The 12,945-nt window shown below is 71.7% G+C and carries 15 protein-coding genes; 9 read left to right on the forward strand and 6 right to left on the reverse strand.

The window, feature by feature from the left end:
* The first annotated feature begins 31 nt into the window (after positions 1-31).
* Positions 32-973, forward strand: coding sequence for an alpha/beta fold hydrolase (locus RLT59_RS34145; RefSeq protein WP_311306965.1), 942 nt, complete (start codon positions 32-34; stop codon positions 971-973).
* Positions 974-1,021: 48 nt separating this feature from the next.
* On the opposite strand, the gene RLT59_RS34150 is transcribed toward RLT59_RS34145, so the two are convergent.
* On the reverse strand, positions 1,022-1,573 hold the full coding sequence (locus RLT59_RS34150) for an excalibur calcium-binding domain-containing protein (protein WP_311306966.1): 552 nt from the start codon (positions 1,571-1,573) through the stop codon (positions 1,022-1,024).
* A gap of 249 nt (positions 1,574-1,822) precedes the next feature.
* Between RLT59_RS34150 and RLT59_RS34155 the strand changes: the two genes are divergently transcribed.
* Both RLT59_RS34155 and RLT59_RS34160 read left to right on the forward strand, forming a co-directional pair.
* A complete protein-coding gene (locus RLT59_RS34155; RefSeq protein ID WP_311306967.1) occupies positions 1,823-2,662 on the forward strand; it encodes a hypothetical protein in 840 nt (279 codons plus the stop codon).
* 36 nt (positions 2,663-2,698) lie between these two features.
* Positions 2,699-3,268 (forward strand): GNAT family N-acetyltransferase, encoded by a 570-nt coding sequence (locus RLT59_RS34160; RefSeq protein ID WP_311306968.1) that lies wholly within the window; start codon positions 2,699-2,701, stop codon positions 3,266-3,268.
* Positions 3,269-3,295: 27 nt separating this feature from the next.
* Here the strand turns inward: RLT59_RS34160 and RLT59_RS34165 are convergent, their stop codons facing one another.
* Together RLT59_RS34165 and RLT59_RS34170 are read right to left on the reverse strand one after the other, a co-directional pair.
* A complete protein-coding gene (locus RLT59_RS34165) occupies positions 3,296-4,168 on the reverse strand; it encodes an undecaprenyl-diphosphate phosphatase (RefSeq protein WP_311306969.1) in 873 nt (290 codons plus the stop codon).
* Positions 4,169-4,352: 184 nt separating this feature from the next.
* The gene (locus RLT59_RS34170; RefSeq protein WP_311306970.1) at positions 4,353-5,066 is read right to left on the reverse strand and encodes a TVP38/TMEM64 family protein; all 714 of its coding nucleotides are present in this window, start codon (positions 5,064-5,066) and stop codon (positions 4,353-4,355) included.
* Positions 5,067-5,242: 176 nt separating this feature from the next.
* Between RLT59_RS34170 and RLT59_RS34175 the strand changes: the two genes are divergently transcribed.
* The 3 genes from RLT59_RS34175 to RLT59_RS34185 all read left to right on the forward strand — a co-directional run bounded on the left by RLT59_RS34175 (position 5,243) and on the right by RLT59_RS34185 (position 7,597).
* Positions 5,243-5,377, forward strand: a complete 135-nt coding sequence (locus RLT59_RS34175) for a hypothetical protein (protein WP_311306971.1) — start codon at positions 5,243-5,245, stop codon at positions 5,375-5,377.
* 92 nt (positions 5,378-5,469) lie between these two features.
* Positions 5,470-6,639: an elongation factor Tu gene (gene tuf, locus RLT59_RS34180; RefSeq protein ID WP_311306972.1), complete on the forward strand. Its 1,170-nt coding sequence runs from the start codon at positions 5,470-5,472 to the stop codon at positions 6,637-6,639.
* Between the two features lie 112 nt (positions 6,640-6,751).
* Complete coding sequence (locus RLT59_RS34185; RefSeq protein ID WP_311306973.1) at positions 6,752-7,597, forward strand: spermidine synthase; 846 nt, start codon at positions 6,752-6,754, stop codon at positions 7,595-7,597.
* Here RLT59_RS34185 and RLT59_RS34190 read toward each other — a convergent pair.
* Complete coding sequence (locus tag RLT59_RS34190; protein WP_311306974.1) at positions 7,559-8,863, reverse strand: MFS transporter; 1,305 nt, start codon at positions 8,861-8,863, stop codon at positions 7,559-7,561. The genes RLT59_RS34185 and RLT59_RS34190 overlap by 39 nt on opposite strands.
* Before the next feature lie 54 nt (positions 8,864-8,917).
* Positions 8,918-10,000, reverse strand: coding sequence for a DUF8017 domain-containing protein (locus tag RLT59_RS34195; protein WP_311306975.1), 1,083 nt, complete (start codon positions 9,998-10,000; stop codon positions 8,918-8,920).
* A 154-nt stretch (positions 10,001-10,154) separates the two neighbouring features.
* Here RLT59_RS34195 and RLT59_RS34200 point away from each other — a divergent pair, with 154 nt between their 5' ends.
* Together RLT59_RS34200 and RLT59_RS34205 are read left to right on the forward strand one after the other, a co-directional pair.
* Entirely contained in the window at positions 10,155-10,592 is a 438-nt protein-coding gene (locus RLT59_RS34200; RefSeq protein WP_311307952.1) for a DUF4442 domain-containing protein, read from the forward strand.
* Between the two features lie 155 nt (positions 10,593-10,747).
* Entirely contained in the window at positions 10,748-11,407 is a 660-nt protein-coding gene (locus RLT59_RS34205; RefSeq protein WP_311306976.1) for a DedA family protein, read from the forward strand.
* 99 nt (positions 11,408-11,506) lie between these two features.
* Here RLT59_RS34205 and RLT59_RS34210 read toward each other — a convergent pair whose 3' ends face one another.
* On the reverse strand, positions 11,507-12,037 hold the full coding sequence (locus RLT59_RS34210; protein WP_311306977.1) for a gamma carbonic anhydrase family protein: 531 nt from the start codon (positions 12,035-12,037) through the stop codon (positions 11,507-11,509).
* Between the two features lie 170 nt (positions 12,038-12,207).
* Here RLT59_RS34210 and RLT59_RS34215 point away from each other — a divergent pair, with 170 nt between their 5' ends.
* A complete protein-coding gene (locus RLT59_RS34215) occupies positions 12,208-12,945 on the forward strand; it encodes an acyltransferase (protein WP_311306978.1) in 738 nt (245 codons plus the stop codon).

The following is a 12,945-nucleotide window of genomic DNA, read 5'->3' on the forward strand; positions in this document are numbered from 1 at the left end:
AGGGACGAATCCCGCCCACCCGGAGGTCGTCATGAGCACGTCCGCGGAATCCCAGAAGACCCCATCCGCCAGGAGCGCCCCCGGGAACCCCGGAGGCTCCACCGGGACGACGGGCACGAAGGAGATCGAGCTGTCTGCCGGGACGGTCGCCTACGAGGACACCGGCGGCGACGGCCCCGCGGTGGTCCTGCTGCACGGACTGATGATGGACGCGTCCCTGTGGGACGGGACGGTGGCCGGACTGTCCGCCGGATACCGGTGCCTGGCGCCGACACTGCCCCTCGGCGCGCACCCGCATCCGATGCGCGCGGACGCCGACCTGTCGCTCCGCGGGACGGCCCGGCTGGTCGCGGAGTTCCTCGACCGGCTGGACCTGCACGACGTCACGCTCGTGGGCAGCGACACCGGCGGGGCCCTGGTCCAACTGCTCATCGCCGAGGGGGGCGGCGGCCGCGCCGCGCGGGTGGGACGGATCGTGCTCGTCTCCTGCGAGGCGTTCGACAACTACCCGGCCCGGATGACGGGCAGGACCCTCGCGCTCGCCGGCCGGATGTCGCCCCGTCTCTTCGGCCTGTTCATGCAGCAGATGAGGCTGCGCCCGGTCCGCCGCCTCCCGGTCGCGTTCGGATGGCTGACCCGGCGGGGCGACGCGGCCACCCGGCGGTGGACCCGCCCCGTCATGACCCGGCCGGGCATCCGCCGCGACGCGGTCCGGACGCTGCGGGCGGCGGCCGCGGACGCCAGGGGGCTGGCGGGTGCCGCCGATTTCCTGGGTTCCTTCGACCGCCCCGCACTTGTCGTCTGGGCGGCCGGGGACCGCGTGATGCCGCCCGCACACGGCCGGCGCCTCGCGGAACTCCTCCCGCAGGGGCGGCTGACCGAGATCCCCGACAGCCGCACGCTCGTGCCGCTGGACCAGCCGGAGCGGCTGGCCCTGGCGATCCGGGAGTTCGTGCCCGCGCGCCATCGGTGACGCGGGGGCCGAACCGTCGCACCCCCGCGCCGCCGGACGGCCGTACGCCTATTCGCAGCCGACCCCGTCACCGTCGCGGTCCAGGTGCCGCCCGTAGCCGGGTTCCCCGGCGTGGATGGGGGCGGCGCCGGCTGCCCGGACAGCGGTGCAGTTGGCGTAGTACGCCGACTCGGAGCCACCGCCGGACGTGGAGCCGCCGGAGGTGCCGGAGCCGCCGGACGTACCGGAATCGGGCGCGACGGTGACCCGGACGGTCTTCGTCTTCGTCACGGCCGGAACCGGCTTCGGGGTGGCGGTCACGGTCTCTGTCACGGCGGGCAGGGGATCGGCCGACGCGGTCGCCGTGGCCGTTGCCGTTGTGGTGACGGTCGCCGCGGGCGCGGCTTTCGCGTCGGCGGTCTTCTCCGTCCCGGCGCCTTCGTCGGAGGCACCGATGGCGACGCCGACGAAGAGCAGGACGACCGCCGCGGGAATGATGATCCGCTTCCTCGTCCAGCCCGGCCGGCCCCCGGAAGGCGCCGCCGGCACATACGGGTTGGGCCCTGCGGGCTCGGGCGGCTGCCCCCACGGCGGCGGCTGCGGCGGCGGAGTGTGTGACATGGGTCCCCCAGGTGATGCGGTGAGGGATGACCGTAGCGAGGCCGTACCGGCCGGTGTGAGCCGTACATTCCATTAGTGATGAAGTTGTGACCAACTGATGGACAAGCAGTGGGCACTTCGCTGGCCGCGCCTGAACCCCGCACGGGAAGACCGCGCGAATCCGGCACCGAACGGGCGTCCGAGGCCTACGCTCGACGGGGTGGGAGCAGCCCGCCGCCACCGGCGACACCGACCGAACAGGAGAGGTGATTGATCACCCCAGCACCGCCCCGGCGCCCGTGCCGCCGTTACGGCGCCGACGGCACCGCGTGCTCCAACACCACCAACCGCGCCGACGGATGGTGCGGCCGGTGCGACGGGTACACGACCGTGACGCCCGCCGTGACCCGTGACGCCCCCGGCCCGCGCCGCTCCGAGTGGCGATGGGGCCCCGGCGCCTGGACACCCGGCGCCCTCGGCATGGATTCCGACGAGGCGTACGAAGTCGACGTCACGCCCGGCGCGGTCGCCACGTACGCCAGAGTGCACTCCGTCGCACCGCAGATCGCCGAGACACAGATCCGCTCCCTGCTCGAAGACCTCATCTCCGAGCAGGCCACCACCGAACGAAGCGCTACCGGCACGTGGCGGATCTACTTCCGCAGACACGGATACGGCCTCGTCATCAGCGCGGACCGCAGCCACGTCCTGCGCTACTGCACCCGTCACGCGGAACGCACCTGGGCCCAGTACCGCACAGGCGTCACCTCGCGCATCAGCGGATCCGGGGGCATGGCGGCCTGGAAGCGGGAAGCCGTGTCCGGACACGTCCCCCTGCCCGTCGGCGGCAAGGCGCTCAGCCTGTACGCCAGGCACACCCTCGGCCTGAAGATCACCCGCGACACCATCGACGAGATCGCGCGGCGGCTCGCCGCGCACCTCGCCGAGAACGTCCTGCCGCACTGGCCCCGCACCGACGAGGCGGTCATCGAGGACGGCCACGGGAACACCTGGGTCCTGCTGCGCAACGAGCGGTTTCCCGACGGCGTCATCGCCACGGTGTACGCCACCGGCAGCGAGCCGGTGAAGCCGCCGGACCGGCCAAAATAGCTGCGGCGGACCCGTTCACGAACAATCATGGCTGCCATGGAACGACCAAGGCCCGTCATCGAGTGCGGAGATGTCGCCCTGCGCAGCTGGCGGGGACAGCGCGACTTCTCCTCTGCGCACCGGCTGATCGAGGAGTCCGTGGACCACCTGAGCCCCTGGGAACCGTGGGTCGCCCTGCACAGCGAGGCGAACACCCGGGGCTTCCTCGCCAAGTCCGGTTCCGGCTGGGCCGGTGACCAGGTGTACAACTACGGCATCATCGAGCACGGCACGCTCGTCGGCATGTGCCAGGCCTACCGGGGGGCCGAACCGACGGGCTGGTTCCTGGGGTACTGGCTGCACCCCTCCGCCACCGGCCGGGGCATCGCGACGCGAGCGATCTCCGCACTGATCAGCGAGATGTTCACGCTGCCCGCTGTGCGGTACCTGGAGATCGCGCACGACTCGGCCAACACCGCGAGCGCGGCCATACCGCGCCGGCTGGGCTTCACCGAGGTCCGGCGTGAACTCGCCACACCGCCCACGGCCCCCTCGGGGACCGGGATCGAAGTGATCTGGCGGCTCTGCCGCCCCGCACCGCCCGCCGACGCCATTCCCCACCCGTGACCGGCCACCGGGAGAGACCGGTGGGGCTCAGCCCGCGGACTCACCCGCGTGCGGGCTCAGGGACCCCGCGCCGACCAGGACGAACAGCGCGACACCCAGAACGATCCGGTAGATCACGAACGGCATGAAGCTCTTCGTCGTGATGAACTTCATGAACCAGGCGATGACGACGTACCCCACACCGAACGCGATGAACGTGGCGAAGATCGTCGGCCCCCAGGCCACGTGCCCCTCGCCCGCGTCCTTCAGCTCGAAGACGCCGGAGGCGAGGACCGCCGGGACCGCGAGCAGGAACGAGTAACGTGCCGCGGCCTCACGGGTGTAGCCCATCAGCAGACCACCGCTGATCGTGGCGCCGGACCGGGAGACGCCCGGGATCAGGGCCATCGCCTGGCAGAAGCCGAAGATCAGACCGTCCTTGACGCCCAGTTCCTTGAGGGACTTGCGCTCCCTGATCGCCCGGTGCTTTCCGCCGGTCTCGTCACGGGCGGCCAGGCGGTCGGCGACGCCGAGGACGATGCCCATCACGATGAGCGTGGTGGCGATCAGCCGCAGGTCGCGGAAGGGGCCCTCGATCTGGTCCTTGAACGTCACGCCCAGCACACCGATCGGAATGGAGCCCACGATGACCAGCCAGCCCATCTGGGCATCGTGGTCGCTCCGCATCGAGCGGTCCGTCAGCGACCTGAACCAGGCGCCGACGATCCGGACGATGTCCTTGCGGAAGTAGATGAGGACTGCCGCTTCCGTGCCGATCTGGGTGATGGCGGTGAACGCCGCTCCCGGATCGTGCCAGCCGGCGAACGCCGCGGTGAGCCGCAGATGCGCGCTGGAGGAGATCGGCAGGAACTCGGTCAGTCCCTGAACGAGGCCGAGGACGAAGGATTCGAACCAGCTCATGGGGCTTGGGCCATCCTGAAGTGATCATGCATCGTCCGCCGGGCATCGGCCCCGGTCGGCAGCGTGCGGATTGCGGGCGTGTGAGGGCAGGGCCGCCTGGGGCCCGGAGATCGTCTGTCGGTCGCGGGAAGCGTATCGCCCCCGGGTGAACAGGATTACGACAACCCCCGGCCGTACCGCCGCGTCACTCGGCGCCCAGCCGGTGACGCCTGCGCCAGGCGACGACCGCCGCGCCGAGCCCCGTCAGCACGATGAACCCCATCGCCGCGAGGAATGCGGGTGAGGTCGGTGAGGAGGCCTCGCTCCCGGCCACGACGTACGCGGCCGTGTTCGGGATCGAGCCGAGACCCGTCGCCACCAGGAACGGGGGATATCCCATCCGCGACACGGCGGCGCAGTAGTTGGCGGCGGCGAAGGGCACTCCGGGGAAGAGCCGCAGCGCCAGCATCGAGCGGAATCCGTGCCTGCTCAGCTGCCCGTCCGCCGCCCGCATCCAGCGCCCGCGCAACAACGTGCGAAGCGCGTCCTGCCCCAGCACCCTGCCCAGCGCGAACGAGACGCCCGCGCCGAGCACCGTGCCCGCCAGCGCCGCCGCGAGACCGGCCTGAGTGCCGAACAGCGCCCCGGCGGCGAGATTGAGCAGCGGACGCGGTACGAACGCCACCGTGCAGATGCCGTACGCGAGGCCGAAGAGCAGGACCGCGGCGGCGCCGCCGCTCAGCTGGGCCGGCCAGCCGGAGGCGAGCAGCCGGTGGGGCTTGAGGAGCAGCATCGTCGTCGCGGCGGCCAGCAGCACGGCCACGAGCAGCGAGAACCTGGACCAGGGCGAGAACAGCACCCGTGTGCAGCGCGCGCAGAGACCGACGGCGGACCGGGTGGCGGGGACGGGGTCGAGCATTCGGGGAGAGTATCCGAACACCAGGTGTGATCGTCGTAATGTGACCGTTATAGGGACGGAGTCGGAACCGTCCGCGGCGTGCGTACGAGCTGCGCCACGTCTCCGACGCCGCCAACTCACCTGCCGCCGCCCGAAAATCGCTCGACGGGACCGCCTCGGCCGGACATGATCGAAGCATGTTCCGGTACGCCTTCCTCGCAGCGCGGTCCGCAGTCGCGGACGCGCCGAAGGCTGCCGTGAGCCCCACCACCGCAGCAGTCACGGCAGCCGTCACCGCTGCCGCAGCGCCCATCGGCGGCGCCCGAAGCTGACCCTCCCCCGACAGTCCGGCGGACCCCGTGAGGGGAGGGTCGGCGGGGCCCTGGGGTCTTCTCTCTCAGCTTCGAGAACCAAGGAACGAGCCATGTCCAAGACGGCATACGTGCGCACCAAGCCGCACCTCAACATCGGCACCATGGGCCACGTCGACCACGGCAAGACCACCCTCACCGCCGCCATCACCAAGGTCCTCAGCGACCGGGGCACCGGCACCTTCGTCCCGTTCGACCGCATCGACCGGGCGCCGGAGGAGGCACAGCGCGGCATCACGATCAACATCGCGCACGTCGAGTACGAGACCGGCACCCGGCACTACGCGCACGTCGACATGCCCGGACACGCCGACTACATCAAGAACATGGTGACCGGCGCCGCCCAGCTCGACGGGGCGATCCTCGTCGTGTCGGCGCTCGAAGGGATCATGCCGCAGACCGCCGAGCACGTGCTGCTCGCCCGTCAGGTGGGCGTCGACCACATCGTCGTCGCTCTCAACAAGGCGGACGCGGGTGACCCCGAGCTGACCGACCTGGTCGAGCTGGAGGTGCGCGAGCTGCTGTCCGCGCACGGCTACGGCGGCGACACGGTGCCCGTCGTGCGGGTCTCCGGCCTGCGGGCGCTGGAGGGCGACCCGCGCTGGACGGGGGCGGTCGAGGCGTTGCTCGACGCCGTCGACACCTATGTACCGATGCCGGTGCGCTACACCGACGCGCCGTTCCTGCTGCCGGTGGAGAACGTCCTGACCATCACCGGCCGGGGCACGGTCGTCACCGGTGCGGTGGAGCGCGGGACCGTCCGCGTCGGTGACCGCGTCTGCGTGCTCGGCGCGGACATCGAGACGGTCGTCACCGGTCTGGAGACCTTCGGCAAGCCGATGGAGTCCGCGGAGGCCGGCGACAACGTCGCGCTGCTCCTGCGCGGGGTCGAGCGGGACCGGGTGCGCCGAGGGCACGTCGTCGCGGCGCCGGGCAGCGTGACGCCGAGCCGGCGCTTCACCGCGCAGGTGTACGTCCTGTCCGGGCGGGAGGGCGGCCGAACCACGCCGGTCGCCACCGGCTACCGGCCGCAGTTCTACATCCGCACCGCGGACGTCGTCGGCGACGTCGACCTCGGCGCGGCGGCGGTGGCGCGCCCCGGTGAGACGGTCACCATGACCGTCGAGCTGGGCCGGGACGTACCGCTGGAGACCGGCCTCGGTTTCGCCATCCGCGAGGGCGGCCGCACGATCGGGGCCGGTACGGTCACCGGCCTGCTCTGAGCCCGGAGCCGTAACGCCGCACGGTCCGGTCCGCCTTCCGAACCCCGGGAGGCGGACCGGGCATCCGACTCGGCGGTCATGAACAGCCGGCCGGGCACCGCACAATGGGGGAGTGAACGAGTCGATACCGGTCATCCGCGACGTGGACCAGGGCACCGCCAGACTGCTCCCCGACGTGGACCGGGAGCGGGCCTGGCTGCTGACCGTCGACGGGGCACCCCAGTCGTACGTCGACCTGGACGATCCGGAACACCTGGAGTTCGAGTACACGAGACGGCTCGGCCACGTCGTGGACAGCGTCGCGGAACCGGGCGCACCGCTCGACGTGCTGCACCTCGGCGGCGGCGCCCTCACCCTGCCCCGCTACGTCGCGGCGACCCGCCCCGGATCCCGGCAGGACGTCGCGGAGGCCGACCGGGGCCTGCTCGCCCTCGTGGCCGAGCACCTTCCGCTGCCGGACGGCAGCGGGATCACCGTGCACGGCACGGACGCCCGCGAACACCTGGAGGCGACCGCACCCGGCTCCGTGGACCTCCTGGTCGCGGATGTCTTCGGCGGCTCGCGGGTGCCCGCCCACCTGACCACCCTGCCCTACGCGCGGGCCGCGGCACGAGTGCTGCGTGCCGACGGGGTCTACGCAGCCAACCTCGCGGACGGGGCGCCGTTCGACTTCCTGCGCCCGCAGCTGGCCACCTTCGCGGCCGTCTTCGAGGAGCTCGCGCTGATCGCGGAGCCGGCCGTGCTGCGCGGCCGGCGCTTCGGCAACGTCGTCCTGGTCGCCTCCCGCACCCCGTTCGACACGGCCGCGCTGACCCGCCGTTGCGCCGCCGATGTCTTCCCCGCCCGCGTCGAGTACGGCGCCGCCGTGACCGCGCTCGTCAGGGGCGCCGCGCCGGTCGGTGACGAAGAGGCGGTCGACTCACCCGAGCCGCCCGACGGCTCCTTCGGCATCGGCTGACGCCGGGGCACCCTTCGCCACCACCTCGGTGGGGGCGGTTCTGCGGGTCAGGTTGCGCACGTCCGGTACGAACAGCACGGCGCCGGTGACCAGGACGACCAGCGCGGCGCAGCCCCACAGCGCCTGGCTGCGCCCGACGAGCGACTCCACCGGACCGGCGAGCGCGGTGGCGAGCGGCACCATGGCCACGGAGCCGAACCAGTCGTACGCCGAGACCCGCGACAGCTTCTCCTCCGGAATCTCCTGATGCAGGGCCGTCATCCAGGACACGCCGAACACCTCGATGGCGGCGCCGCTGACGAACATCACCGCGCAGAGCCCGGCCACCGGGAAGGGCACGGCGAGCCCCGCGGAGGGCAGGGCCAGCGGGAAGACGCAGAGCGTCCCGGCCAGCAGCAGCCGCCGCGGCTTCCACCGCATCATCAGGACCGCCCCGCCCAGGGTGCCGACGCCGAACGCGGCGAGCGCGAGGCCCCAGGGGCGGGCGCCGCCGAGTTCGTCCCTGGCGACCAGCGGCCCGTACACCGCCTCCGCGGCCCCGACCGCGGCGACGACCACGGAGAACTGCGCCACGACGGCCCAGAGCCAGGTGCGGCCGACGAACTCCTGCCAGCCGTCCCGGAGATCGGCGAGCAGCCCGCCGCCGGGTTCGCGGGCGGGGATGTGGCTCACGTCGAGGAAGGAGCGCAGCGCTCCGGCCACCGCGAAGGCGGCGGCGTCGATGGCCAGTACCCAGCCCGGGTCCATCGCGGCGATCATGGCGCCGCCGAGCGCCGCACCGCCGATGGCGGCGCCCTGCATGGACATCCGGAAGAGGGCGAAGGCCCGGCTCGCCTGTTCGCCGCTGACCGTGGACATCAGCATGCCCTCCGCGGCCGGGTTGAAGAAGGCCTGCCCGGTGCCGCAGAGCGCGGTGAGCACCATCATCTGCCACAGCCGGGCGTCACCGGCCAGGACCAGCCAGGCGAAGACGGCCTGCGAGACGCAGTTGAGGGTGTTGGCCGCCACCATCACGCGGTGGCGCGGCAGCCGGTCCGCGACCGCTCCGCCGATCAGCAGGAAGAGGACCAGCGGCGCGGTCCTGGCGGCGGCCACCAGTCCCACGTCGCCGGCGTCGCCGCCCGATTCGAGAACCGCGAACGCCGCCGCGATCAGCGCGCCGTTGGTGCCCAGGCCCGTGATGATCGCGGCGGCGGTCAGCAGCCGGTAATTGCGGCCCGCCCGGGAGGGGCGGTCCGATGGGGGTGCGAGGTCGGCGGCTGTCACCAGGGGACTATCGCTGGCTTGACCCCGTGGTGCCAAATGGATTGCCGCGGAGTGTCAGGACTCGGTGATCTTCACCAGGCGCACGGTGCTCAGGATCTTCATGATCGTCGTGTCCGGCAGCTCGTCCGGGACGGAGTCGGCACCGTACAGAACCCAGGAGGAGAACGCCCCGTTGCTGTTCTTGAAGGTGAAGGCGATGGACTTGCCGTCCGTGTCGCACTTCTTCTTCTTGGTGACGTTGGGCGCCTTGGCGGTCACCAGGCTGCCGGTCAGACCCGACTTGGTGGTGTACTGCTTCGGCTTGCTGATCTTGATGGTGCTCTTCGGCATGTGCTGCGCGTAGGCGGCCCATACCCAGGTGCCCGCCTCGTTCCTGGCGTTCACATCGGCGTCCGTGGCACCTTCGGCGCCGCGGGTGCCGGTGCCGGCCAGGCTGCTGTTCTCCTTGATGCCGTCGTGGTCGGAGTCGTCGACGCACCACTTGCTCTTGAGGTCCGCGGGCGCGGAGAACCCGATGAGTGGCGTGTCGTCATCCTTCTTCTCATCCACAAAGTACGAGGCCTTGCCGGGGGACGAGACCTCCCAGTCGCCGGGCACGTCGAACTGCGTGCCCCACTTCGGGTTGGTCACCACCTTCCAACCGGCGATGAGCGGCTTGGCGTCGTCTTCGGCACCGCGCGGGTTCTCCTCCGGCGGCGACGCGGATTCGGAGGGCTTGGCGGGCGCGGACGACTTCTTGTCGTCGGCGACGTTCTTGCCGTCCTTGCCGTCGTCCTTCTTGTTCATCACGACGACACCGGTGACCACCGCGGCCGCGACGACCGCGATCGCCGCGACGATGGCGACGACGGTCGTCTTCTTCTTGTCGTTGCCGGGCTGAGGCGGACCGGGCGGACCGGGCGGGCCGGGAACCGCGTACTGCGGAACGGTCGGCTGCTGGTACGGGTTGCCCTGCGGGTAGCCCGGCTGACCCTGCTGCGGGTAGCCGTATCCGGGCTGCTGCCCGGACGCGCCGGGCTGCTGGTACCCCGGCTGCTGGTAGGGATTCGGATGCTGGTAACCCGGCTGCTGATACGGGTTCTGGTTCTGGTCCTGCGGGTTTTGCTCGCCCCCGGGCGGCTGCTGTCCTGGCCACATGGCGAGTAACGATAGAGGTGCGCCGCCCGAGCGGCTACGGCCGCCCCCGTGCGCGGACGGTGGAGGGCGTGACCGGATGCGGACCCGGTGATCCCCGGGGCATGGCCTAACATGCCTACCGGCCGGTAACATCGAGTCCATGAGCGCTGAACAGATGACCGCGGGCGAGATGGTCGCCGCGACGGTCCCGATGGTCCGGACCCTCAACCTCGAATTCCTGGAGTCCACCGCGGAACGCGCGGTGGTCCGTCTGCCGGACCAGGCGGACTTCCACAACCACATCGGTGGGCCGCACGCCGGGGCGATGTTCACGCTGGCGGAATCGGCGAGCGGCGCGATAGTCATCGCAGCGTTCGGGGATCAGCTGACGCGTGCCGTCCCGCTCGCGGTGAAGGCGGAGATCGGCTACCAGAAGCTGGCCATGGGCGATGTCACCGCAACCGCCACCCTCGGCAGGCCGGCGGCCGAAGTCGTCGCCGAACTGGACGAGGGCAAGCGTCCCGAGTTTCCCGTGGCCATCCGGATCCAGCGCGCGGACGGCGCGGTGACCGGCGAGATGACGGTGGTCTGGACGCTGCGCCCGAACGCCTGATTCCGGCCGGCCCGGCAGGGCCGCCTCCCGCCCGTAAGGGGTGCGGGGGCGGCCCTTCGCGCTGTCGGTGCCGCCGGGGCGGCCGGTAGGGTTACCTCTGTGCGCCGAGGGAGCTGTCCGGCGGCCGACAGGACATCACTACGGAGGAACCGGCGTTGCACATCCAGGAGTGGCTGGAGACCGTCCCCGCGATCAGCGTCTACCTCCTGGTGGGCATCGTCATCGGAGTGGAGAGCCTCGGCATCCCGCTGCCGGGCGAGGTCGTCCTGGTCAGCGCGGCTCTGCTGGCCGCGGGGCACGACGGCATCAACCCGTGGATCCTGGGTGCCTGTGCGACGGCCGGGGCGGTGATCGGTGACTCGATCGGATATGCCATCGGCCGCAAGGGCGGACGTCCGATGCTGGCCTGGCTCGGCGGGAAGTTCCCCCGCCACTTCGGCGAGAGCCAGATCGCCACGGCGGAACGCTCGTTCCAGAAGTGGGGCATGTGGGCGGTCTTCTTCGGCCGCTTCGTCGCACTGCTGCGCATCTTCGCGGGACCGCTCGCCGGGGTCCTGCACATGCCGTACTGGAAGTTCCTGATCGCCAACGTGCTCGGCGGGATCATCTGGGCGGGCGGCACCACGGCCGTCATCTACTCGGTGGGTGTCGTCGCGGAGGACTGGCTCAAGCGGTTCTCGTACCTGGGACTGGCGATCGCCGTCCTGATCGGAATCGGCTCGATGCTGGTCGTCAGGAACCGGGCCAAGAAGGCGGCCGCACGCTCCGCCGCGCAGCCCGCGCCCGAACCGGGCACCGTACCGGCGGCCGACTGACCCGCGCGGATTCCGGCCGGCCCGCGCGGCCCCCGCAGGGCTGTCCGCGCGGCGTCCGGCCGGGATCTCCGCGCTCAGCCCTCGGGGGCTGACCCGCGCTCAGTCCTCGAACGCCTCGCGGTGTGCCTTCGCCAGCTCCACGTAGCCGACCGCGTTGAACTTCACGCCGTCGAGCTCCTCCTGGGTGAGCTGCCGCTTGACCTTGGCGGGCACCCCCGCGACCAGCGAGCCCGGCGGCACCCGCATCCCCTGCGGGACAAGTGCCTGGGCGGCGACCAGCGAACCGGTGCCGATGTGCGCACCGTTCAGGACGGTGGCCCCCATGCCGATCAGCACGTCGTCCTCGACGGTGCAGCCGTGGAGCACCGCGTTGTGCCCGACGGAGACGCGCTCGCCGACCGTGACCGGGAAACCGGGATCGACGTGGACGCTGCAGTTGTCCTGGATGTTGGAACCGGCGCCGATGACGATGGGGCCGCAGTCCGCCCGCAGCACCGCGTGGTACCAGACGCTGGAACCGGCCGCCATGGTGACCTCACCGATCACGACCGATGTCGGTGCGGTGAAGGCGGACGGGTCGATGTCCGGCTCCTGACCTCCCATTGCGGTGATCAACGCCTGCTCTGCCATCGCGCGTTCCTCCGTGCTCCGGTGCTGTGGGTCGCGGTCGTCCGGCCGGGAGCCGTGCGCTTCCGCCGGGCAAACGGTATGCGACGGGCCCGCCGGCCGGCGGCCGGGTGGGGTGAAGATCACAGGCCGGGGCGGATACCGGTCCCGGGCGCCCCGACTACCGTGTGCGGGTGCCGAAGAACAGAGACACGGTCTCCTCCCTGACCGCCTGGCGGCGGCGCGCCCTGTCAGGGGCCGTCCACCGCTGCTGGCGCTGGGTCCGGGAGGCGGGCGCGGTCACGGCCACGCACCCCGGCGGGCTGTGGTTCGGCCGGATCGGCGAGGGCACCCGGCTCGCCTTCCCGCAGGGGACGGTCTTCGGGGAACGGTGGATCGAGCTCGGCAACCACTGCGTCATCGGCGAACAGGTCACCCTCACGGCGGGCCTCATGCCCGATCTGGACCTGGGCGCCGATCCGATCCTGACCCTGGGCGACGGAGTGGTGCTCGGCCGGGGCAGCCATGTCGTCGCGGACACCACGGTGACGATCGGCTCCGACACCTACTGCGGGCCGTACGTCTACATCACCTCGACCAACCACAGCTACGACGATCCGCAGCAGCCGGTCGGCCGGCAGTGGCCGCGGATGGAACCGGTCGCCATCGGCCCCGGCTGCTGGATCGGCACCGGAGCGGTGATCCTCCCGGGCGCCCGGCTCGGCCGCAACGTCGTCGTCGCGGCCGGCGCGGTGGTCCGGGGCGAGGTGCCCGACCACGCGGTGGTGGCCGGCGCCCCCGCCCGCGTCGTACGCGGCTGGGACCCGGACAAGGGCTGGCAGCCGCCCCTGCGCACGCCGGCCCCGGTACCGATCCCGGAGGGCGTCACGCCCGAGCAGCTGCTGGCCGTGGCGGAGCTCGACGAGAGCTGA

The sequence above is a fragment of the Streptomyces sp. ITFR-6 genome (assembly GCF_031844725.1).
Taxonomy (GTDB): domain Bacteria; phylum Actinomycetota; class Actinomycetes; order Streptomycetales; family Streptomycetaceae; genus Streptomyces.